This is a genomic window from Pseudomonas sp. KCJK9111 (genome assembly GCF_046231935.1).
Lineage (GTDB): Bacteria > Pseudomonadota > Gammaproteobacteria > Pseudomonadales > Pseudomonadaceae > Aquipseudomonas > Aquipseudomonas parafulva_B.
In genome coordinates this window covers 1-24,240 of record NZ_JBJJMO010000063.1, presented here as the reverse complement: position 1 = coordinate 24,240, position 24,240 = coordinate 1, and the positions used below count along the sequence as shown (strand labels likewise).

At 65.7% G+C, this 24,240-nt stretch carries 11 protein-coding genes; 10 read left to right on the top strand and 1 reads right to left on the bottom strand.

Features of this window, described 5'->3' with window-relative positions; translation table 11 throughout:
• The 10 genes from ACK59L_RS17895 to ACK59L_RS17850 form a co-directional block, all read left to right on the top strand.
• On the top strand, positions 1-13,135 hold a 13,135-nt coding region (locus tag ACK59L_RS17895), incomplete at its 5' end, for a BapA/Bap/LapF family large adhesin (RefSeq protein WP_409275123.1).
• Between the two features lie 66 nt (positions 13,136-13,201).
• Complete coding sequence (locus ACK59L_RS17890; protein ID WP_409275121.1) at positions 13,202-14,638, top strand: TolC family outer membrane protein; 1,437 nt, start codon at positions 13,202-13,204, stop codon at positions 14,636-14,638.
• Positions 14,635-16,803: a type I secretion system permease/ATPase gene (locus ACK59L_RS17885; protein ID WP_409275119.1), complete on the top strand. Its 2,169-nt coding sequence runs from the start codon at positions 14,635-14,637 to the stop codon at positions 16,801-16,803. The genes ACK59L_RS17890 and ACK59L_RS17885 overlap by 4 nt, the downstream gene beginning before the upstream one ends.
• Positions 16,800-17,984, top strand: coding sequence for an HlyD family type I secretion periplasmic adaptor subunit (locus ACK59L_RS17880; protein ID WP_409275117.1), 1,185 nt, complete (start codon positions 16,800-16,802; stop codon positions 17,982-17,984). Before ACK59L_RS17885 ends, ACK59L_RS17880 begins: the two co-directional genes overlap by 4 nt.
• A gap of 72 nt (positions 17,985-18,056) precedes the next feature.
• A complete protein-coding gene (locus tag ACK59L_RS17875) occupies positions 18,057-18,956 on the top strand; it encodes a chemotaxis protein (RefSeq protein WP_058639429.1) in 900 nt (299 codons plus the stop codon).
• An 83-nt stretch (positions 18,957-19,039) separates the two neighbouring features.
• Complete coding sequence (locus ACK59L_RS17870) at positions 19,040-19,351, top strand: hypothetical protein (RefSeq protein WP_182140207.1); 312 nt, start codon at positions 19,040-19,042, stop codon at positions 19,349-19,351.
• Positions 19,348-20,082, top strand: a complete 735-nt coding sequence (locus ACK59L_RS17865) for a YkgJ family cysteine cluster protein (protein WP_409275114.1) — start codon at positions 19,348-19,350, stop codon at positions 20,080-20,082. The genes ACK59L_RS17870 and ACK59L_RS17865 overlap by 4 nt, the downstream gene beginning before the upstream one ends.
• A 340-nt stretch (positions 20,083-20,422) precedes the next feature.
• Positions 20,423-20,647: a hypothetical protein gene (locus ACK59L_RS17860; RefSeq protein WP_078479089.1), complete on the top strand. Its 225-nt coding sequence runs from the start codon at positions 20,423-20,425 to the stop codon at positions 20,645-20,647.
• A gap of 195 nt (positions 20,648-20,842) precedes the next feature.
• Positions 20,843-22,177: an OprD family porin gene (locus ACK59L_RS17855; RefSeq protein ID WP_409275111.1), complete on the top strand. Its 1,335-nt coding sequence runs from the start codon at positions 20,843-20,845 to the stop codon at positions 22,175-22,177.
• A 137-nt stretch (positions 22,178-22,314) separates the two neighbouring features.
• Entirely contained in the window at positions 22,315-23,811 is a 1,497-nt protein-coding gene (locus ACK59L_RS17850; protein WP_409275109.1) for a diguanylate cyclase domain-containing protein, read from the top strand.
• Here the strand turns inward: ACK59L_RS17850 and ACK59L_RS17845 are convergent.
• A complete protein-coding gene (locus ACK59L_RS17845; protein WP_409275107.1) occupies positions 23,808-24,239 on the bottom strand; it encodes a PA2169 family four-helix-bundle protein in 432 nt (143 codons plus the stop codon). The genes ACK59L_RS17850 and ACK59L_RS17845 overlap by 4 nt on opposite strands.
• Between the last annotated feature and the right edge of the window lies 1 nt (position 24,240).

Genomic DNA, 24,240 nt, shown 5'->3' with positions numbered 1-24,240 from the left:
ATCGGGCAATGCATCCCAGGCCAGTTCGGTCACTGCGCCGGACATTGACGGCGGCGGCGATACGACGCCGCCTGAAGCGGCTTCCAACCTGGTAGTGGGTGTGGCGGGTACCCAGTTGAGTGGTCGCGGTGAAGCCGGAGCCACGGTCCAAGTGCGCAATGCGGCCGGTGACCTGATTGCAACCGGTACCGTGGCCGCCGATGGCACCTTTACTGTCAACCTGGACCCCGCCGTCAAAGACGGTAGCGACCTGCAGGTCACGCTCACCGATGCCGCTGGCAACGTGTCCGAGGCCGCGACCGTTACCTCCCCTGACTTGATCGCCCCGGTACAGCCAACCGAACTGGCCTTGGCTGGCGGCGTGACCCTGACTGGCCGCGGTGAAGCAGGTGCGACCGTGCAGGTCCGTACCGCAGCCGGTACCCTGATCGGCTCGGCAATCGTCGGTGACGACGGCCTGTTCACAGTCACCCTCTCCCCTGCACAGGCCAACGGCCAGGCATTGGACGTACGCCTGGTCGACGCAGCGGGTAACACGTCTGAGCCGTTGCAGTTCAACGCCCCGGACATCACGCCACCCGAAGGCGTGACCAACCTCCTGGTCGGCCCAGGGGGTACCGCACTCAGTGTCCGTGGCGAAGCCGGTGCCACGGTTGAAGTGCGTGACATCGATGGCAACCTGCTGGGTCGCGGCGTGGTTACCGCCAACGGCACTTTCCTGGTCAATCTCGACCCTGCCGCGCAGCCCGGTGAGCAACTGAGCCTGATCCAGGTGGACCCCAGCGGCAATGCTTCGATCGCCGTGACATTCGCGGTGCCAGCGACCAATCCGCCCGCCAGCCCTGCTGAACTGGCACTGTCAGAAGACGGTACCGCCCTGACCGGTACCGCCCCGGCAGGTACTCGGGTAGAAGTGCGCGGCGCGGACGGTGCGTTGCTGGGCAGCGCAGTCGCAGGCCCTGACGGCAGCTTCTCGGTCGAATTGGCACCCGCGCAGGCCAACGGCGAACTGCTCGATGTGGTCGCGATCGACGGTGCAGGGCTTTCTTCCCTGCCCACCCAGATCATCGCCCCGGACATCACTGCGCCTGCAACGCCAAGCGAACTGGCCGTCAATGCCGACGGCACGGTGCTCAGCGGACGTGGCGAGCCAGGCAGCACTGTGCGCGTGCTGGCAGCCGATGGCACCACGGTGTTGGGCAGTGCAGTGGTCGGCGCCACCGGCAGCTTCAGCATCACACTGAACCCGCCGCAGGTCGACGGCGAGGTCTTGCAGGTCACGGCCACCGACGCGGCGGGCAACACCTCTGCTGGGGGCAATGTCACAGCGCCCGACATCGACGCCGTGGACAACACGCCGCCTGCACCTGCCACGGGCCTGGCCATCAACCTTGCCGGCGCGCAACTGAACGGGCGCGGCGAGGCTGGCGCCACCGTGCAGGTACGCGATGGTCAAGGCAACCTGTTGGCCAGCGGCACCGTCAATGCCGACGGTACCTTCCAGGTCACCCTGGACCCGGCGGTCAAGGACGGCAGCACCCTGCAAGTCGTGCTCACCGATGCCGCCGGCAACGCCTCCACCCCAGCCACCGTGGTCAGCCCCGACCTGCTGGCGCCTGCCCAACCAACCGCGCTTGCCCTTGAAGGCGGCGTTACGCTGACCGGTCGCGGCGAGCCTGGCGCAACGGTGCAGGTACGCACTGCTGGCGGGGCCGTGATCGGCACCGGCCTGGTCGATGCAAACGGCAACTTCAGTATCACCCTGACACCCGCGCAGGCCAACGGCGAAGCGCTCGATGTACGCCTGGTAGATGCCGCCGGCAACACCTCGACCCCGCTGCAGTTCGAAGCGCCGGACATCACGCCGCCGGCTTCGGTAAGCAACGTGGTGGTGGGTAACGCCGGCCTGACCGTGGCCGGTCGAGGCGAAGCGGGCGCGCGCGTAGAAGTGCGCGATGCGAACGGTAGCGTAATCGGCAGCGGCATCGTGAGTGGCAACGGGACCTTCCTGCTCGAACTCAACCCACCTGCCCAGCCCGGCGCACGCCTGAACCTCGTGCAGACCGACCCAAGCGGCAATGCGTCCGAACCGCTGCTGTTCGACGTTCCTCTGGTTCCGGCCCCGGCCAGCCCGAGCGATCTGGTGGTGGCCGAGGACGGCACCAGCATCAGCGGCACGGCCCCGGCAGGCAGCCAGGTGCAGGTACGCGATGCCGATGGCAACGTAGTCGGCAGTGTGGTGGTAGGCGCCGGTGGCACATTCACCGTCGTGCTCAACCCGGCTCAGGCGAACGGCGAACTGCTCGACGTAGTGGCCATCGATGGCGCCGCAAATGCCTCCCTGCCTGTGCAGGTGACGGCGCCGGACATCACGCCACCGGCCATCCCCGGCGAGCTGCAAGTCAATGGCGACGGCAGCATCGTCACGGGGCGCGCCGAAGCTGGCAGTACCGTGCGCGTGCTGGCCGCTGATGGGGTGACTGTGCTGGGTTCGGCCGTAGTGGGTGCGACCGGTGTTTTCAGCATCACCCTGAACCCGCCACAAGTGGCCGGCGAGCAGCTGCAGGTCAATGCTACCGACGCCGCCGGCAATGCCTCATTGCCGGGCTCGGTCACTGCGCCTGTGATCGACAACGGCGGGGACACCACGCCGCCGCAACCTGCCACCGACCTGGTGATCAGCGCCAATGGCGCCTCCGTTTCCGGGCGCGGCGAAGCCGGCACCACTGTCCAAGTGCGCAACGACCAGGGGCAACTGCTGGCATCCGGCACAGTACAAGCCGACGGCAGCTTCGTGGTGCAGTTGCAGACGCCGGTGATCGACGGCTCGGCGCTCCAGGTCACCCTCACCGATGCAGCCGGCAACGTCTCCGTGCCAAGCTCGCTGGCCGCGCCTGACCAGGTGGCGCCGTTGCAACCGGCCAACCTGGCGCTGGAAAACGGCGTGACCTTGAGCGGTACGGCCGAGGCCGGCGCGCGCGTTGAAGTGCGCGACGCCGCCGGCACCCTGATCGGCAGCGCCATCGCCCAGCCCGGCGGCACCTTTACCCTCACACTCGACCCGCCCCAGGCCAACGGTCAGGCCCTGTCCGTGACCGTCACCGACGCCGCAGGCAACAGCTCGGTGCCGCTAGGCTATGTCGCCCCCGACATCACGCCGCCGGTACCGGTCAGCAACGTTCAGGCGGGTGCGGGAAGCCTCGCCGTTGCAGGCAGGGGCGAACCGGGCGCCACCGTGCAGGTGCGCAATGACGAGGGCCTGGTCATCGGCACGGGCACCGTCGCGGCCAACGGCACCTTCGTCGTCAACCTCGATGCGCCGTTGGTGGCCGGCCAGGCCATCACGCTGGTGCAGACCGATGCAGCCGGCAATGCCTCCACGGCGATAGACGTCACCGTCTCGCAAGCCCCCGTACCGGCTAGCCCGACCGACATCGTGGTGGCTGGCGACGGCACCTCGGTCAGTGGCACAGCCCCTGGCAACAGTCAGGTGGAAGTGCGCGATGCTCAGGGCAATATCATCGGCACCGTTCAGGCCAACCCTGACGGCAGCTTCACCGTGGGCCTCACACCGGCCCAGGCCAACGGCGAAACCCTGGATGTGGTCGCCATCGATGGCGACGGCAACCCCTCGCTGCCCGTGCAAATCGTCGCCCCCGACATCACGGCCCCCAATGAACCTACCGATCTGCAGTTGAGCACCAACGGCAGCGTGTTGACCGGACGTGGCGAGGCAGGGGCCACGGTGCAGGTCACCGATGCCGATGGCAACGTGCTCGGCACGGCTCAGATCGGTGCCAACGGCGTCATCAGCGTGCAACTGACGCCGCCGCAGACCGATGGTCAGACCCTGGAAGTCACCGTGCGCGATGGCGCAGGCAATACCTCGAGCGTCACCGTCACGGCGCCCGATCTGGACGGCCCGTTGCAGCCTTCCGCGTTGGCTATCGACACCGCGGGTATCCACCTCACCGGTGTAGGTCAGGTCGGCTCGATCATCACCGTACGCGACGCAGGCGGCGCTGTGCTGGGCAGCGCAACCGTGGGCGCCGACGGACGCTTCGACGTCACCCTGTCCGCCGCCCAGCGCAACGGCGAAAACTTGAGCGTGGAAGCCACCGACAACCTGGGCAACAGCGCAGGCCCGGTACCCTTCACTGCGCCGGATACTACGCCACCCCAACTGGTCGCCGACGCCGTCATCAACGGCGCAGGCAGCGTGGTGAGCGGCACTGGCGAAGCCGGCGCCACGGTGACCGTGCGCGGCCCGAACGGCGCCGTGTTGGGCTTTGCCCAAGTAGGCGACAACGGCGCATTCTCGGTCACGCTCGACCCCGCGCAGACCAATGGCCAAGTGCTGAGCATCGAACAGCGCGATGCCGCCGGCAACCTGTCCCAGGCCGTCGACCTGACTGCACCAGACAATGAACCGCCTGCCATACCCGGCACCCTGCTGGTGTCCGCTGATGGCGCCGTCGTCACGGGCACGGGCGAGCCCGGCGCACAAGTCACGGTGACCGGCATCGCTGGCATCGTGCTGGGCACTGCCGAGGTCCAAGCCGACGGCAACTTCAGCGTTACCCTGGTACCGGCGCAACTCGGTGGCCAGGCGCTGTCGATCACCCAGACCGACCCCGCCGGCAACGCCTCCGTTCCTGGCACCTTGACGGCGCCTGACCTCGAACCGCCTGTGGCGGCTGTTGGCCTCACGCTCAATGGCGCAGGGAATGTACTGAGCGGCCAAGGTGAGGCCGGGACCACTGTCGAGGTCCGCGATGTCGCCGGCAATGTGCTGGGCAGCGTCGAAGTAGGGGTCGATGGCAACTTCGAAGTCCCTCTCACCCCCGCACAAACCAATGGTGAAGTGCTGTCGGTAATCCTCATCGACGCACAGGGCAACCTGTCACCTCCAACCACGCTCACGGCTGACGACAGCACTCCACCGTCAACCGCCACGGGTCTGGTCATCACCCCGGGCGGCACTGCCATCCAGGGCGTTGGCGAACCTGGCGCCACGGCAGAAGTACGTGCCGCTGACGGCACCGTGCTGGGCAGCGTCGTGGTGCCTGAGGGCGGCAATTTCATCGTCCCCGTGTCACCCGCGCAGCTCGATGGGCAAGTGCTGGACGTCGTGCTGATCGACGGTGCCGGCAACGTTTCGTTGCCCGGTCAGGTCACCGCGCCGGACATCACCCCACCTGCGCAACCCACTGGCGTTGTGGTCAGCGAAGACGGCACCACTGTCACCGGCAACGCACCTGGCGCCCAGACCGTCACGGTACGCGACAGTGCCGGGGGCCAAGTCACTGTCCCAGTAGATGCCGACGGCGGCTTCAGCGTGACGCTGCCCACCCCGCAGAACAATGGAGAGACGGTCACCGTCGTGGTCACCGACCCGACTGGCAATGCGTCGGCGCCGATCAGCGTGACAGCACCGGACAACACCGATCCGCTGCCAGCTACCGATGTCAGCGTGAGCCCCGATGGCACCACGGTCGGCGGCACGGCCGAACCTGGCAGCACGGTGGTCATCCGCAATCCTGATGGCTCCGAGCGCGGCAGTGAAACGGCAGGCCCGGACGGCACCTTCGTGATCCCGGTCGACCCGCCCCTGAGCACGGGCGAAACGGTCGACGTGGTCGTGATCGACCCGGCCGGCAACGCCTCCACCGAAGTACAGGTGCAAGGCCCGACCGGCAACGAAGTCGCGGCCCCAAGCAACCTGGCGATCAGCGACGACGGCTTCCTGCTGACCGGCCAGGGCACCGTCGGTACCTTGATTACCGTGACATCCGCCGGTACCACATTGGGCACGGCGACGGTTGGCACCGATGGCATCTTCCGCGTGTTCTTCCTCAATGCCCAGCTCAATGCGCAGACATTGCAGGTCACCGCGCGAGCGACGGCAGGCGGTCAGCCCTCGGTGCCAGCCACCGTGGTCGCCGAAGACACCACGCCACCGGATGCACCGACAAACGTGGCCATCGACCGGATCGGCAGCACCTTGACCGGCCAGGGCGAAGTGGGCGCCACCGTGCGCGTCAGCGATAGCCTGGGCAACTTCCTGGGCAGCGCGACCGTGGGCAGCAATGGCCTGTTCACGATCAACTTCGTTCCGCCAGTGGCCAATGCCCAGAACCTGATCGTGACCCAGGCGGACGCGGCCGGTAACGTGTCATTGGCCGCGACCTTGCAAGCCCCCGATCTGCAGGCGCCTCTGGCTGCCGACAACCTGAGCCTGAACGACGCAGCCACGGTCGTCAGCGGCCAGGGTGAGGCCGGGGCGCTGGTGACGATTCGCGATGCCAGCGGCGCCGTACTGGCCACCGGTACCGTCAACCAGAGTGGCCAGTTCCAGATCACCCTGCCCAGCGCCCAGACAACCGGTAGCGCGCTGCAGGTCACCCTCGGCGATGCAGCTGGCAACGTGTCGGCACCGGCCAGCCTGGTCACGCCAGATCGCACACCGCCGGCAGCCGTGAGCGACGCGCAGTTGAGCGGCGATGGCCGGCAGCTGTCCGGCAGCGGTGAACCCGGCGCTACCGTGCAGGTGCGCAACGCCTCCGGCGCGGTGCTGGGAACGGCGACTGTGGGTGTGGACGGCCGCTTTAACGTGGTGTTCGATACGCCCCAAGCCAATGGCCAGGCCATCGGCGTCACCCAGGTCGATGCCGCCGGCAACACCTCGGTCGCCGTCAACCTCACCACGCCAGACCTCACACCCCCGGCCGCCCTGACCAACGTGGTGCTGAACAACAACGGCCTGACCCTGACCGGCCTGGGCGAAGCAGGCGCCACCGTCAGCGTACGCGGGGTCGACGGCACCATCCTCGGTACAGGACTGGTCGCGGCCAATGGCAGCTTCACCCTGACCCTGGACAGCGCCCAGCTCAACGCGCAGCGCCTGAGCGTCACCCAGACCGATGCGGGCAACAACACATCGGTGGCGGTTGCCGTGACTGCGCCGGACTTTACGGTACCCGACGCGCCGATCGACCTGCTGCTCGCCCCTTCGGGCCTGCAGATGACCGGCAGCGCCGAAGCAGGCAGCACAGTGACCGTGCGCGACAGCGTCGGCAACGTGCTGGGCACGGCAGTCGCCGCTGCCAACGGTACCTTCCAGATCACCCTCAATGCCCCCCAGACCAACGGTCAGGCCTTGCAGGTGACCGCCACCGACGCTGCCGGCAATGTCTCGACCGCTGCGCCCTATACCGCAGCGGACACCACGCCGCCAGCTGCCGTCGGTAACCTGGCCGTGTCCGCCGACGGCGCGAGCCTGGTGGGCACCGGTGAGGCCGGCGCCACCGTGCGCGTCAGTGCAGCCGATGGCAGCCTGCTGGGCACAGCCCTGGTCGCAGCCGACGGTCGTTTCAACGTCAGCCTGAGCCCTGCGGCACTGGTGGGTGAAACCCTGAGCGTGGTGCAAGCCGATGCAGCGCAGAACGTATCGCCTGCCCAATCGATCAACGCCCCTGGGCCCTTGGCACCGGCAACCCCGGCAGACCTGGTCCTGGCAGCCGACGGCCTTTCGGTATCGGGAACGGCAGCCAGCGGCACCACCGTCAACGTGTACGGCACCAATGGGCAACTCCTGGGCAGCAGCCCAGTGGCCAATGACGGCAGCTTCACGGTCAACCTTGGCAGCGCGCAGGCCAATGGCGAAGTGCTTCTGATCGCCGCCACTGGCACCGACGGCGCGGTTTCGCTACCTGCCACGCTGCAGGCGCCGGACACCACGGCGCCGCTGCCGCTGACCGGCCTGGTGCTGTCAGGCGATGGCCTGGTCGTGACCGGCCGCGGCGAGCCGGGCGCTACCGTGACCATCACCGGCGAGGGTGGTATCGAACTCGGCACTGCCGTGGTCGATGCCGCTGGCAACTTCAGCGCCACGCTGACGACGGCACAACTGGACGGCGAGCTGCTCAATGCCAGCCAGGCCGATGTGGCCGGTAACGAATCGAACAGCGTCAGCCTTACCGCACCGGACCGCACCGCGCCAACACCTGCACAGGACCTGGCCTTCGCTGGCGGTGGCAGCCTGCTCAACGGTACAGGCGAGCCAGGCGTCACCGTACGGGTGATCGCTGCCGACGGCAGTGTTCTGGGTACCGACACCGTGCGCGTCGATGGCACCTTCCAGGTCAACCTCACGGCGCCTCAGGCCAATGGGCAACAGGTTCAGGTGCTGCTGACCGACGCCGCCGGCAACCAATCGGGCGCCAGCGTCATCACCGCGCCCGACACCACGCCGCCAACCGCACCGGCCGAGCTGGCGGTTTCCAGCGACGGCGTCACCATTACGGGGCGCGGCGAAGCCGGCGCAGAAGTGACCGTCACCAACGCAGCGGGTGAGGACATCGGCAGCGCCATCGTCGATGCCAGCGGCAACTTCACGCTGACCCTCGACCCGCCGCTCACCAACGCCGAGGTGCTGAGCTTCACCCAGACCGATGCGGCCGGTAATGTCTCGCCGATCGCCACCTTGCAAACGCCTGACTTCACCCCACCAGAGCCATTGACTCAGGTGGCAATCAACGCCGATGGCAGCGTGGTCACCGGCTTGGGTGAGCCGGGATCCACGGTAACCGTCAGGGATGCAGCGGGCGTGGCGCTGGGCACGGGCACGGTCCTGGCAGACGGCAGCTTCCGTGTGGACCTGTCGCCGGCTCAGATCGACAACCAGGTGCTATCCGTGTTGCAGGCCGACCCACCTGGCAACGTCAGCGAGGCGGTCACGGTGCAGGCGCCCGACCTGACGCCGCCAGCAGCAGCGACCGAGTTGCGCCTCAATGCGGCAGGCGACACCCTAGGTGGTGTCGGCGAAGTGGGCGCCACCGTGCGGGTGTTCGTGGGCACGACGCAGATCGGCACGGGAGTGGTGAGCGCCGCAGGCACCTTCACCATCACCCTGCAAACCCCGCAGCTCAATGGCGAGCGGTTGCAGGTGACCCTGACCGATGCTGCCCAGAACGTCTCGCCGGTCAGCACCCTGACTGCCCTGGACATCACGCCCCCTGAAGCGGTGGTGGCGACCATCAACAGCAGCGGCACCCAGGTGGTCGGCACAGCCGAAGTCGGGGCGCGCGTGACGGTGCTCAACAGCCAGGGCGACCTGGTCGGCCAGGTGGTCGTCGCCGCTGACGGCCGCTTCGTGGTGGCACTGACGCCGGCACAGATCAACGGTGAAGTGCTGACACTCATCGCCCAGGATGCCACCGGCAACCCATCGCCGGGCGTGGAACTGCAAGCGCCTGACCTGACCCCACCGGTGCAGCCGGGCGACCTTGTGCTCAATGCCACCGGCCAGACCCTCACCGGTACGGCCGAAGCCGGCACTACCATTAGCGTGCGCGGGCCGGACGGTGACGAGGTCGGCACCGCCCAGGTAGCGGCGGGTGGTGCCTTCACTGTCACTTTGAACCCCGCCCAGAACAACGGCCAGCTTCTGACCGTGGTCTCCATCGACGCAGCAGGCAACGCGTCGATCCCGGCCACCTTGCTGGCCCGGGATACCTCGCCGCCCGGTGCCGTTACAGACCTGGCGGTGGACAACACCTTCACCGTGATAACAGGCCGCGGCGAGCCAGGCGCAACCGTCACCATCAGCAAAAACGGGACGGTGATCGGTACCGGTGAAGTCAGCGACGCCGGGACCTTCCAGATCGTCACCAGTCCGCCTGCCGGCTCGGTGGCGTCGCTGGTGGTCTACCAGACCGATGCGGCGGCCAATACGTCTGCCAGCATCACCTTCGTCACGCCGTTGGCACCCCCTCCGGTACCCCCTACCAACGTCGTGCTGGCCAGCGATGGCCTGACCTTGTCGGGCAATGCGCCTTCGGGAACGGGCATTCGGGTATACGATGCGGCGGGCAACCAGATCGGTGTCGGCGGCGCCACCTTGAACGGCACGTTCAGCCTGCAACTGACGGCCGCACAACTCAACGGGCAACAACTGACCGTCACGGCCGTTGCCTTGGTTGGCGGCGAATCGCAGCCGACCTTCGTGGTGGCGGCAGACATCACCCCGCCTGCAAACCCGGTCATCGCCGCGTTGTCGAGCAATGGCCTGGTACTGACCGGCACCGGCGAAGCGGGCGCGACAGTGACCGTGCGCAGCGCCGGCAATGTGGTGCTGGGCACCGGGCAGGTCAACGCCGCCGGCGAGTTCAGCATCAACCTCAACGCCCCGCAGTTGAACGGCCAGGTGCTGAACGTCAGCCTGACCGACGGGGCGGGCAACGCCTCTGGCAACACCGCCTTCACCGCGCCTGACGTCCAACCACCTGCTGCGCCGACCAACGTGGTGGTCAACGGTGCGGGCACCGTACTGACCGGCAACGGTGAAGCAGGCGCTACCGTTACCGTGCAAGGCCCAGGTGGCCAGGTCGGTACCGGTGTGGTGCAGGCCAACGGCACCTTTACCATCGCCCTGACCTCACCGCAGAACGATGGGCAACTGCTGGTGGTACGCCAGACCGATGCCGCCGGTAACCTGTCCGGCAGCGCCAGCGTGCTCGCACCCGACACCACGCCGCCTGCCGCGCCGATTGCTACCATCAACCCCACCGGCACCGCCGTCAGCGGCTCGGGCCAGGTCGGCAGCACGGTGCAGGTGCGTAACAGCGCCGGCACCGTGCTGGGCACTGCCACGGTCGGCAGCAACGGGTTGTTCGTGGTCAGCCTGGCGGCTGCGCAGATCGACAACCAGGCGCTGTCGGTCACGCTCACGGACGCAGCCGGCAACGTTTCAACGCCTACTGCATTGACGGCGCCGGACTTCACTCCGCCAGCGGTCGCCGGCAACCTGCAGGTCAATGCCGACGGTACCAGCCTGACCGGTACTGGCGAGCCCGGCGCCACTGTCACCGTGCGCAGCGCGACCGGCACGGTGCTGCAAACCGGTACCGTGCAGCCTAACGGCAGCTTCACCGTGGCCTTGAACCCACCGCAGGACAATGGCCAGCTGCTGTCGGTGACCTTGAGCGACCCACGCGGCAACGTGTCGGGCAACGTCACCATTACCGCGCCCGACGTGGACGCCAATGCACCGGTCATCGCCAGTGACAACCTGGCCACTGCGGTGGTCAACCTTGCGCCCGTCGTCAGCAGCCGCACCTACCAGGACTCGTTCAGCACCCTGCTGGCAGGCTTCAGCAAGACCTTTACCTGGACAGTGGGCGCAGGGACAACGGCGGACCCCACGCTGACGCTCAACACGGGCAGCGCTCTGGCCTTGCTGGACAACGCCACCTTCACCTTGCAGGTAAAAAATGCCAGTGGCGCCTGGGTGACGCTGGCCACCGGCAACAGCCAGGGCCTGCTCGACCTGGTATTGCTGCCGCTGGGCCAAGGCCTGCGCGTGGACATCGGCGAGCTGCGTGCCGGTGACTACCGGCTGACCGTGGGCAGCGGCGGCATCGGCCTGCTGACCACGGTCAACACCACGTTGCAGGTCGATATCACCAGCCTGACCCAGTTCACCGGTACAGGCGCTGCAACGTCCGGCAACGTGGTCACCGACGTGGGTATCGATGGCACTACCGATGCGCGGGGGCCGGACAGCGACGCAGTCCTGCAGGTGCTCAAAGGCGGGAGCTACGTGACCGCTGGCAGCGCCACCACCGTGCAGGGCCAGTACGGGACGCTGGTGATCAGAGGCGATGGCAGCTACACCTACACCCCCAACGGCAGCCCGAGCAGCGTCGGCAAGGTGGATGTATTCAGCTATCAACTGGTGCATCCGAACGGCAAGTCCGACACCGCCAACCTGTACGTGCGCATCGACAGCCCACAAGCCACCGAGGTGTGGAGCAACACCAACTACGCAGCACCAGCCACCGTGGTGGATGCGGTAAACGACGTCGACAACACCAACATCAGCCTGGTGAACCTGCAAACCAGCAGCACCACCACGTTCTCACCGCTGTCCTTGCCGGTGCTCGGTACCCGCTCGGCCACCTACACCACCACCGTGGCAGCCAACACCACTGCTGATGTACAGGTCGTGCTCAACTCCACCAACCTGCTGACCCTGCTCAACGGCACCACGCTCGAACTGCTCAAGCTCAACCCGGCCACCGGGCAGTACGTGACGGTGCAGACCGTGGGTGGTGGCTCATTGGTCACCCTGCTGGGCGGCGGTGCGGGCTACACCTTCCAGAACCAGGGCGCCGGCACCTACCACGTGCGGGTCACCGCAGGCGGCATTGGGCTGCTCAGCTCGCTGACCACCACGGTCAATGCCACGGCCACTCACCTCAACGAGTTCGTGGTGGGCAGCTACACGCCGGTCACCGGCAACCTGCTGACCGACGGCGCGGGCGCCGACAACCTGGGCTCGCCCCTGACGGTGCTGAGCGTGCTCACGGCGGCGAACACCTTCACCATTCCGGGCTACAACGGGGCCATCGTCCAGGGCAACTACGGTACCTTGGTGGTACAGGCCGACGGCAGCTACGCCTATACCCTCGATGCCGGGCTAAGCGCGTCGGTGATCGGCCAACGGGAAGTGTTCACCTACGAGCTGACCCACCCCAACGGCACCACCGACACCGCCACGCTTACCATCAACCTCGACCCGGTCACCGGCTTTGCCGCCACCGCTGCGATCATGGCGGACACCGGTGAAGAGGGCGCGGCGCTGGCCAGTGTCGCCGCAGTCGCTGCCAGCGAGGTGATCGCCGGCACCGATGGCGATGACACGCTCGTGGCCAGCACCGGTAGCGCGGTCGCGCTCGACGGGGGCGCGGGCAACGATACGCTGGTCATCAGCGACCAGGCCTTTGCCAGCATCAACGGAGCAAGCGCAAGCGACACCCTGCTCTGGAATGGCGGGGATGCCAGCATCGACCTGGGCAACCTGGTCGGGCGGGTGCACGAGATCGAAACCATCGACCTCAACGACACCAGCGCAGTGACCCTGACATTGACCCTGGCCGATGTGGTGGCGGTCACCGACAGCGCCAGCGACACGCTGATCATCAAGGGGGACGAAAGTGACTCGGTTCACATGACCGACACCTGGAGCAAGGTGGGGAACCAAACTGCCGACGGTATCGACTATAACCAATACACGGCCCAGGAGGATCCGAGTCACCACTTGTGGGTGCAAAGCGGTATCCATGTGGTCTGAGGCCGCTGCAAACCCGCCGGGTACACCCCCGGCGGCAAGGACGATGACCAGCAGTAAGGACACTCTGTGAAGCCAAGCAGTACGCTGTCACCGTGGTTGCTGGGAGCCTTCGGGCTCCTGGCCTTGAATTTTCAACAGGTGGCCCAGGCCGCCGATGACATAGACCCTGCATTACGCCAGATCGGGCCGTCCCTGCTCAGGGACGCGCCTGACGCGGTACCGGCAAGGCCCGCCGTGGGCATGGCCCCGGTCGCCGGCGCACAGCCCTTGGGGCTGTCCGAGGCCGTGTTGCAAGCCGCGCAATGGCACCCGAGCATCGCCGAGGCCATCGGCAACCTGTACAAGCAAGGCGAAGGTATCAATGTCGCCCGCGCAGGTTATTACCCGCAGATTTCCGGCGGCCTGCGTACCGGTTATGACACCGGCTACGGCGGTGACCGCAGCAGCCAGGCCATCAACCTGTCGCTCAAGCAGATGCTGTACGACTTCGGCAAGGTCGATCATGCGGTCAGCGCTGCCCAGGCCGCAGCCGCCCGGGCCCAGGCCAATATCCTGCTGGTGGTCGATGACCTGGCCCGCGACACGGCCTACGCCTGGATCGAAACGCGCCGCTATGAGCAGCTGATCGGCATTGCCCGTGACCAGGTCCGCGGGGTGGGCGACATTGCCAACATGGCCCGCCAGCGCAGTGACATGGGCGCCAGCACCCGCTCCGACGTGGTCCAGGCCGAGTCGCGGGTACAAAGCGCCCGCGCCGTGCTGGAAGAATACAGTGCCCAATACGAGCGCTGGCGCTCGACCCTGGCGGCCTTGCTCGGACGCGCCACGCCGGTCTCCCTGGACGAACGAACGCCTCGGGAACTGGCCCAGGCCTGCAAGCGGCCGAGCCAGGGCGACGAGCGCCTGCCAGCGGTACTGATGGCGCTTGCCCAACGTGCCCAGGGCCAGGCCGAACTGGCCCAGGCCAAGGCCGAGGCCTACCCTACCGTGTCGTTGCAACCCCAGGTCAACCACTACCTGGACAATGACTACAACCGTGACAACTCACGCCTGGACCGTACCCAGGCCGGTATCTACCTCAACGTGGAGGTGCCGATCTACCAGGGCGGCTCCATCAGTGCCCGCAGTCGCGCGGCGGGCTATGCCCTGACGGCCGCCGATTCGGCCGAGGATGCCGCGCGCTTGCAGGCCCGCCGCGGCCTGGCCGAGGCCACCGCGCAAACAGCGGGGCTGGGCCGCCGCCTGAGTTCGCTCGAGGCCCGTCAGGACAGCATTCAGGAAGCGCGGATGCTTTACGGCCGCCAGTACCTGGACCTGGGCACGCGCCCCCTGCTCGACTTGCTCAATGCCGAGCAGGAAATCTACCAGTCGCGCTTCGAACTGGCCGGCACCCGTTCCGACCTGCTGCGCCTGGACGTGGACTGCCTCTACAACACGGGCGCCCTGCGGGCGGCCTTCGGCCTCGAGGGGCGTAACCTGCAAGGTGTGGAGATTCAGCCATGAGCGATCCGGTCAATGTGACACTGCCCGAACAGGCCCACACCCCGGCACCTGCCACCAGCGCGCGGGCTGACCTCGGCCCTTGGCTGGAGGTGATGCTGCAGGTCGCGCACCATTATCGTCTGGACGTGTCCCCCCAGCGCATCCGCCTGGCCGCCGATGAGGATGCCCGGCCCCTGGACGAAATCCTGCGCCACATGGCACGCCAGGCCGGCCTGGCCTTGCGCTTCGTGCGTTTCGACGCAAAAGGCTTGCGGCAATGGCGCACGCCGCTGGTGCTGGAGCTTGATGACGGCCAATTGGCCGTGGTCGAGTCGGTGACCCAGGAGGATGACCTGGCGGTGGTCTTCGCAGGTGATCAAGGGCTGACCTCGCGCCTGCCCCGCGATGCGCTGCACGGCAGGATCACCCGCGTTGCACTGCTGCGCCCTGCACGGCCACTGCGCGATGTGCGCACCGATGACTACACCGCCCCGTACGACCGTCACTGGTTCGCCCGCATCGTGCTGCGCGACCTGCGCCCGTACGGGCAAGTGATGATCGCCTCGCTGGTCGCCAACGTACTGGCGCTGGCCGGGGTGCTGTTCTCGATGCAGGTCTACGACCGCGTGATTCCGGCCGAATCGCTGCCAACCTTGTATGTGCTGTTTGGCGGCGTGGTGCTGGCGCTGGTGTTCGACTTCAGCATGCGTCTGCTGCGGCTCAAGGTCACCGACCTGTTGGGCAAGCGAGCCGACCTGCGCGTCAGCGACCTGGTCTACGGCCACGCCCTGCGCCTGCGCAACTCGGTGCGGCCCAAGTCCACCGGCTCGTTCATTTCGCAGTTGCGCGAGCTGGAGTCCATCCGCGACCTGATCACCTCCAGCACCGCGACGGCACTGGCCGACCTGCCCTTCTTCCTGCTGTTCCTGTTCGTGTTCTGGCTGATCGGCGGCGTGCTGGTGTTCGTGCCGATCGTAGCCCTGGTGGCGATGGTGGTGCCGGGCCTGCTCGCGCAGCGGCGCCTGGCACGGTTGGCCAATGCCTCGATGCGCGAGTCCTCGTTGCGCAACGCCATGCTGGTCGAGAGCATCCAAGGCCTGGACGAGATCAAGGCCCTGCAAGCCGAAGCGCGTTTCGAGCGGCAATGGAACCAGTACAACGCCGCCTGCGCCCACACCAACCTGCGCCTGCGCACCCTCACCAACGGGCTGGTGGCCTGGACGCAGAATGTGCAAGGGGCCGTGTTCGCCGTGGTCATCGTGATCGGTGCGCCCATGGTGATCGCCGGCGACCTGACCACCGGCAGCCTGGTGGCCGCCTCCATGCTGGCCTCGCGCATGATGGCGCCGCTGGCCCAGCTGACCCATGTCCTGACCCGATGGCAGCAGGCCAAGGTGGCCCTGCAAGGGCTGGACAAGCTGATGCAATCGCCAGTGGACCATCCCGAAGGCGAGGCAAGGGTGCACATGCCTGCCCTGCGCGGTGAATACCGCTTGCGCCAGGCCACCTTCCGCTACAGCGAAGAAGCGCCGCCTGTGCTCAACATCGCGCAGCTGGACATTCGTCCGGGCGAGCGCATTGCCGTGCTTGGCCGCAACGGCGCTGGCAAGTCGACGTTGCTGCAGGCGCTGGCCGGCAGCATGGACCTGATGCAGGGCGAGGTGAGCCTGGACGGTATCGCCATGGCGCACCTGGACCCGGCCGACCTGCGCCGTGACGTAGGTTTGCTGGCCCAGTACGCCAGGCTGTTCCACGGCACCCTGCGCGAGAACCTGACCCTGGGCGCCGGCCAGGCCAGCGATCAGGAGCTGGTGGCGGCGCTGTCGGCCACTGGTGCGCTGGATTTCGTGCGGCGCCTGCCCAAAGGCATGGATCACCTGATCCTCGAAGGCGGCCTGGGCCTGTCCGGTGGGCAGCGCCAGGCCCTGGTGCTGTCGCGGTTGCTGGTGCGCCAGCCGCAGGTGCTGCTGCTGGACGAACCTACTGCTTCGCTCGATGACATTACCGAGCGCCGGTTGCTGGATAACCTGGACCGCTTCTGCCAGGGCCGCACCCTGGTGATCGCCACCCACCGGTTGAGCGTGCTGCAACGGGTGGACCGCATCCTGGTGCTCGACGGCGGCCGTATCGTGATCGACGACGCGCGCGACGCCGCATTGGCCAAACTGCAAGGAGTGCAGGCATGAGCAACCATGAACTTCCCGCCTCTTATCTCGATGGTCAGGATGACCAGGCGGTGTTTCGGGCCGGGCGCCTGATCACCCTGTGCGCGGTGATGCTGGCGGCATTCCTGGCTTGGGCTGCCTGGTTCGAGGTGACCGAGGTGTCCACCGGCACGGGCAAGGTCATCCCCAGTTCCCGCGAACAGGTGATCCAGTCGTTCGAAGGAGGCATCGTCGCGCAGATGAGCGTGGCCGAGGGTGATCTTGTCGAGCGCGGCCAGGTCCTGGCCCAGCTTGACCCGACCAAGACATCATCGAGCGTGGGCGAAAGCGAAGCCAAGTACCGCGCGGCCAAGGCCAGCCAGGCGCGGCTGCAGGCAGAGGTCACGGGCAAGCCGCTGAAATTCCCGGCCAGCCTGCGCGATTCGCCCGAGCTGATCGAGGCGGAGACGGCGCTGTACACCACCCGCCGCCGTGGCCTTGAGCAGACATTGGCCGGTATCGAAGACTCGCTGCGGCTGGTGCGCAGCGAGCTCAAGATCACCGAAAACCTGGCGAAGATGGGCGCCTCCAGCCGCGTCGAGGTCATCCGCCTGAACCGTCAACGCTCGGAACTGGAGCTCAAGGCCACCGAGGCGCGCTCGGAGTACCTGGTGCGAGCCAGAGAAGAGCTGGCCAAGGCCAGTGCCGAGGCCGACAGCCTGTCGGAGGTGATTCGTGGCCGCAGCGACTCACTGACGCGCCTGACCCTGCGCTCGCCTGTGCGAGGTATCGTCAAGGACATCGAGGTCAACACCCTGGGCGGTGTGGTGCAGCCCGGCGGCCAGGTGATGAAGATCGTGCCGATGGATGAACGCCTGCTGATCGAAACCCGCATCGCGCCACGGGACATTGCCTTCATTCACCCCGACCAGGCCGCGAAAGTGAAGATCAGCGCCTACGACTACTCGGTGTATGGCGGCTTGGACGGCAAGGTGGTGGGGATTTCGCCGGATACCCTGCAGGACGAGGTCAAACCTGAAATCTATTATTACCGGGTGTTCATTCGTACCGAACAGGACAGCCTGCAGAACAAGGCCGGCAAGCAGTTTGCGATCGTGCCGGGAATGATCGCCACGGTGGATATTCGCACCGGGGAGAAGACCATACTCGACTACCTCATCAAACCCCTCAACCGGGCCAAGGAAGCCTTGCGCGAACGTTAGCGCAGGCGCCCCTAAAGCCTTGACGGAACAGGCCGATAACCTGTTATCCCCTGTTCCCCACCGAAGGTCACCATGGCCAAGCAAAATGCCCGCGCGGACGCGTTGTCCCTGCTGTTGTTCACCCTGCGCAGCGGCAAGCTGATGGCAATCAACCTGCTCAAGGTCAGCGAAATCATTCCGTGCCCGGCGCTGACCAAGCTTCCCGAGTCCCACCCCCATGTCAAAGGCGTAGCGACCCTGCGCGGGCACCCGCTGTCGGTCATCGACCTGTCCCGCGCCATTGGCGAGCGACCGCTGGCCGACCCCAACGCAGGGTGCTTGATCGTCACCGAGATCAGCCGCTCGCGCCAGGGCCTGCATGTTCAGGCGGTCAGCCGCATCGTGCACTGCCTGAGCACCGACATCAAACCGCCGCCTTACGGTGCGGGCAAACAGTCGTTCATCACCGGCGTCACCCGTGTGGACAACACCTTGGTGCAGGTGCTCGACATCGAGAAGGTCATTCACGGCATCGCCCCGGCACCCGTCGAATCGCCCGCCAGTGGCCTGAGCGTCGAGGACGCCAGCCTGCTGGCCGCCGCCAACATCCTGGTGGTCGACGACAGCAACGTCGCCCTGCAACAGTCGGTGCATACCCTGCGCAACCTGGGGATCGAGTGCCGTACCGCCCGCAGTGCCAAGGACGCCATCGGCATTCTGCTGGAGCTGCAAGGCACGGCGCAGGAGATCAATGTCATCGTCTCGGACATCGAGATGAGCGAGATGGACGGCTATGCCTTCACCCGCAGCCTGCGCGAGAGCCCCGATTTTCAGCACGTGTACGTGCTGCTGCACACCTCGCTGGACAGCGCCATGAGCAGCGAAAAGGCGACCCAGGCCGGGGCCAACGCCATCTTGACCAAGTTCTCGTCCCCCGAGTTGACCGACTGCCTGGTGGTGGCGGCGCGGGCCGTGGTCTTCGCTGAGCGCTGACCTGCCAGCACGGCTGCGGGTTTGCCCCTCGGACTGACTGGGGCATACTTCCAGACCCTCTCGCAACCAGCAGGAAGCCACGCATGAAACGTATCAGCCTAATCCTGATCAGTTGCGCCCTGTTCAGCGGCCTCGTCCAGGCCTCCAGTAGCCAGGCCTGGAACGAGCACCGTCAGCAGATGCTCAAGGCCTGCCTGGCTGCCAGCCAGTTCAAGGACGCCCATGCTCGCGGCAAGCCCGCCGAGTTCGACGACCAGACCGGCATGAGCGCCCTGCTGGTCGAAGGCGTGTACCCGCAAAAGCACATGAAGCAGCGGACCGGTACCGAGTTGTGCCTGTATGACCGCAAGCAGCAGCGGGCGTATGTAAGTGAATGGAGCCCGCAAACCAAGTGAGCGATAGCCTGCGTTTCGCCTGCACCGGCTGCGGCAAGTGCTGCAGCGGCCACCATGTGCCCCTGACCCTAGTCGAGTCGCAGCGCTGGGCCCGCGACGGTGGGCAGGTAATCGTGCTGATAGAGGCATTCGTCGTCGACGGCCCTGGCATGCCTCCTGAGCAACGCGAACATGTGCTGTTGCGCTCTCACGCCGTGCCCAGTGCCGACGGCCAGATCCGGGTGTCGGTAACCTTCGCGGCCTTCAACCCTGGCCGCTGCCGCTATCTGGACGACAACGACCTGTGCGCCATTTACGACCAGCGCCCACTGGTGTGCAGGATCTATCCGGTTGAAATCAACCCGCACATCCCCTTGCGGCCCGAGGGCAAGGATTGCCCGCCTGAGGCCTGGCAACAGGGGCCTGAGCTGATCCACGGCACGCAGTTGGTCGATGCCCAGTTGCAGGCGTTGGTGCAGGCCTCTCGGCAGGCAGACAGGGAAGACATCGCGGCCAAGGTGGCGGTCTGCCATGCACTGGGCATGACGACTAGCGCGCTTAAAGGCAACGGCTTTACTGCCTACTTGCCTGACATGCAGGCGTTTGCCACAGCTCTTGCAGAGCAGCCCCAGGACACCTGGGGATCATGGGTTCTGCATGTCGAGGATGCGGCATTGCAGGCACAGTTACAGGCGCATGGGGTACAGGTGACCGACCAGCCACCGGTTTATTACGCGTTTATCGGGTTCTAGGGGCGGGGCCGCTTTGCGGCCCCGGCAATGTGAGCTGCGAAGCTGAGCACCTGAAGCTGCCACCTTCGTGGCCGTTCTGGCCGAGGCAAGCGTGTGCTCCGACCACGTCCGGTAACCGTCTGAATGTGAGCCCCCTAACGCCCACTCTGAACCTCGGCCCTCACTATTCCCTGCAAGGCTCTAAACCGGGCATTTCAAAGAAAATCCCCGCCATTCCAGCCCTGATACTTACCTTTTACGCAACAGTGCTTATCCAACTTCGCTCTGTTTAAACTGACTCCACACGACTAACTTTACCCCTGTCCTCATTAGCACTTGCACCGCAAGAAGGTAGTTAGAAATGTCCAACAGTATGGGTATTGCCAGCGTGTTCGTCCTGTCGTCCCTGTTGTTGTCCCCCTTGGCCATGGCCGAAGAGTCGCCTGCATTCGTGGCCCGCAACGCCGAGTTTGCGGCGGCCCATCAGGAGGCCCGTGAAACAGTGGCCACACAGCATGCCGACACCGTCAAAGGCTCGCCGCAGACAGCGTCCAAAGCGGTTGTCGATACCGACGCCGACAGCTGAGCCTACGCCTCGGCGCGTTCAACAAGCGCCATGGGATTCATCTGTTTCAATATGTTAGCCTCTAAAAGCCGCTGCCCTATCAGCGGCTTTTTTTCGTATGCGCTGTGTTTTTTCCTGGCAGTTTGTCATGCGCCAAGCATGACCATCCCTTTATAACAAGCACTGCCCCGCCTACCGATCAAGGAGTCTATACCGGTGTCTTTCGCGTTTCGCTTCACCCCGCTTTTCATTGCGCTCAGTGCAAGTATTCCCGTCACGGCTCAGGCCACCGATGACAACGCCGAGGGTTTCGTCGAGGGATCGTCGTTGAACCTGCACCTGCGCAATGCTTATTTCAACCGCGATACCCACAATCACGGTGCACGCGATACGCGGGAATGGGGTCAAGGGGCAGTGGCGCGCTTCGAATCCGGTTACACACCAGGCACTGTCGGTTTCGGTCTGGACGCGCACGCCATGCTGGGGGTAAAGCTCGACGGTGGAGGTGGCCATGCAGGCACCAGCATCCTGCCGACCCATGTGAAAATCGACGGTGAACTGGGGGCAGCCCCGCATTCGTTTTCCACCGCAGGCGCGGCGCTCAAGCTCAAGGCGCTGGACACCGAGTTCAAGGCCGGTGATCTGTTTCTGACCAACCCCGTGATCGCCGGTGGCGAAACCCGCATGCTGCCGCAGACGTTCCGGGGTATCAGCCTGACCAACACCAGCGTCGAAGGGCTGCTGCTTGAGGGTGGCAAGGTCAGTTTCACCAAGCCCTACAACCAAAGCGGCCATCGCCGTATCGACACCTACTACGGCTCACTGGATGAGCGCGACAAGAGCAAGCACCTGAGCTGGGCGGGCGCAGCCTGGAGCGGTACACCCAACATCACGACCAGCGTGTATGCGGCTGAACTCAAGGACATCTGGAACCAGTACTACGCCGACTTCGACTACACCTATGTGGTCAACGAGCAGGTCAGCCTCAACCCTGGCGCCCACTTCTACCATACGCAAGACACAGGCCGGGCCTTGCTGGGCAGCATCGACAACAACACCTACAGCCTGCACCTGACCCTCAATGCAGGCGCTCATACCGTGACCGCCGCCTATCAGCGGGTTAACGGCGATACGCCGTTCGACTACATCAACCTCGGAGACAGCGTCTACCTGGACAACTCGCGCATGTATTCGGACTTCAACGCGCCGAACGAGCGGTCCTGGAAACTTCAGTACGGGTATGACTTCGCCGGCCTCGACCTGCCTGGCCTGAGCGCATCGCTGTCGTACTCGCGGGGCAAGGCCGACCTGACCAAGGCTGCCCAGGACAACAGCCACTACGACTACTACCGGGCTGATGGCAAGCAGGCCCAGCACTGGGAACGCGACCTGGACGTCAAGTACGTGTTCCAGGAAGGCGACCTCAAAGACCTCTCGGTGCTGGTCCGTTACGCCACGCACCGCGGCGGTCAAGGCTACGCCTCGATCGACGGCAACAGCAACAACGACGAAGTGCGCGTCATCGTCGACTACCCCCTGAACGTGTTCTGACAGCCTGGTGCAGCCACTGGCTAATCCGTGCGGCAGGGTGATCCCTGCCGCACGGTGATTCTGTCGGGCGAACTTGTCCGACAATCACCACTTGCCTAGAATGTCGCCGCCGCAAATGGCCCCCAGCAGTCGCGACCATGCCTACCTCACCGTTACGCCTTGTCTCTTCCCGGTCGCACCCTGAACTGGCTCTCGTGCTGGGCAGTTGCCTGGCCGTGCTCGCCATCGTGGCCATCGTCAGCTACTTGCTGATGCGCGAGCGTGACAGCGTTGAGCAGTCGGCCGTACGCTCGGCCAACAACATCGTGCAATTGATCGAAAGTGACATTCTGCGCAATGTCGAGCTTTATGATCAGGCCCTTCAAGGGTTGATCTGGGCGGTAGGCCGCAAGGAGCTGCCCTCGGTACCCGGCCCCCTGCGCCAACGGCTGCTGTTCGATGACACCTTCGCCGACCGCAAACGCGGGGATGTACTGTGGCTGAACAGCAATGGTGACGTGGTAGGTGATTCGACCAGCAGCGTACCGCGCAAGGCCAACTTCCGGGACACGGGCGTGTTCCAGACCCACTTGCACAACCCAAACACCGCCCTGCTGGTGGGGCCGCCGTTCAAGGCCCGGTTGGGCGACCTGGACTGGTGCATCAGCTTCAGCCGGCGCATTACCGACCCGAACGGCAATTTCGCCGGGATTGCGGCCGGCGCACTGCGCCTTGGCTATGTCACCGATCTGTTCAAACGCCTGGATATCGGCGCCCACAGCAGCGTGAACCTGTTCAACGTCGACGGCCAGCTGCTGGCCCGCCAACCTATGGGCCCCTCTGATCCGTCGGTCGGCAGCCAGTACGCCGGCAAGCCCAATTTCCAGCGGATACTCGGGCAACAAAGTGGCAGCTTCGTCGCGGCCTCAGCCGGGGATAACAGCAAGCGCATGTATACCTTTGCCCGGGTGGGCGACCTGCCGCTGATCGTGCTGGTGGTGCATGCCACCGACGAGGTGTTCGCGTCCTGGCGCCGCACGGCGCTGCTGGTCAGCGTCGCCACCGGGCTGCTGTGTGCAGGGATCATCTGGTTGACCTGGCTGCTCGGCCGGGAGCTGCGTCGCCGTTACCAGGCTGAGCAGCGCCTGGCGACCTTGGCCGCGACCGACAGCCTGACCGGCCTGGCCAATCGCCGGCACCTGGATCAAATGCTGCGCCAGGAATGGGCACGTGCCGAGCGTACCCGCCAGCCACTGACGGTGCTGATGGTGGATGTGGACCATTTCAAGGCGTTCAATCAGCGCCACGGCCATGCGGGCGGTGATCACGCACTGCGCGAGGTGGCCAAGGCCATCGAGGCCTGCATCCGTCGGCCGGCCGATCTGGCTGCTCGGTATGGCGGGGAGGAATTTCAGGTGGTACTGCCAGAAACCGACGCGCAAGGTGCACGGCTGCTGGCAGAACGGATATGCCGTAGTGTCGAGCGACTCGCTCCTTTCGGCGACGACACCCAGCCGGTCACGGTGAGCATCGGCATTGGCAGCCTCAGCGCAAACACCCAGCAGGGCCTTGCAGCCATGCTGGGTGGTGCGGATGAAGCGCTCTACCGGGCCAAGGCCAAGGGCCGCAATCGGGTAGAAGGCCCGGTCACTTAGGACTGGGCGCGGACCTTGTCACGCAGTGCTTTTACTTCATCGTGGTTTTTCTGCACGCCTTGCAGCTGACGATCAACCAGCACCAGGCTGTTGGCAGCAGCAGGAACGTTGAGTTTGGTGAGCTTTTCACGCGCTTCACGGTATGCCTTGAGGGCATAATCCTGGCCACGCTCGGTCTCGTTCATCACCGCTTCGTCATCGTGACTGGTGAAGGCTGTCTTGATTTCGATCCAGGCACGGTGCAGGTCACCGGTGAAGCTGGTGGAAGTCTCCGGGTCACCGCCCAAGTGACGGACCTCGGCCTGAAGCTCCGAAACAGCTTGGCCACAACCAGCGGCGCGCTCGGTCAGGAAGGCTTTGAGGCTTGGATTCTTAACGTCTTCTGCCGATTTCAGAAAGCCTTTCTGGCCGTCTTTGCTGTATTCGATC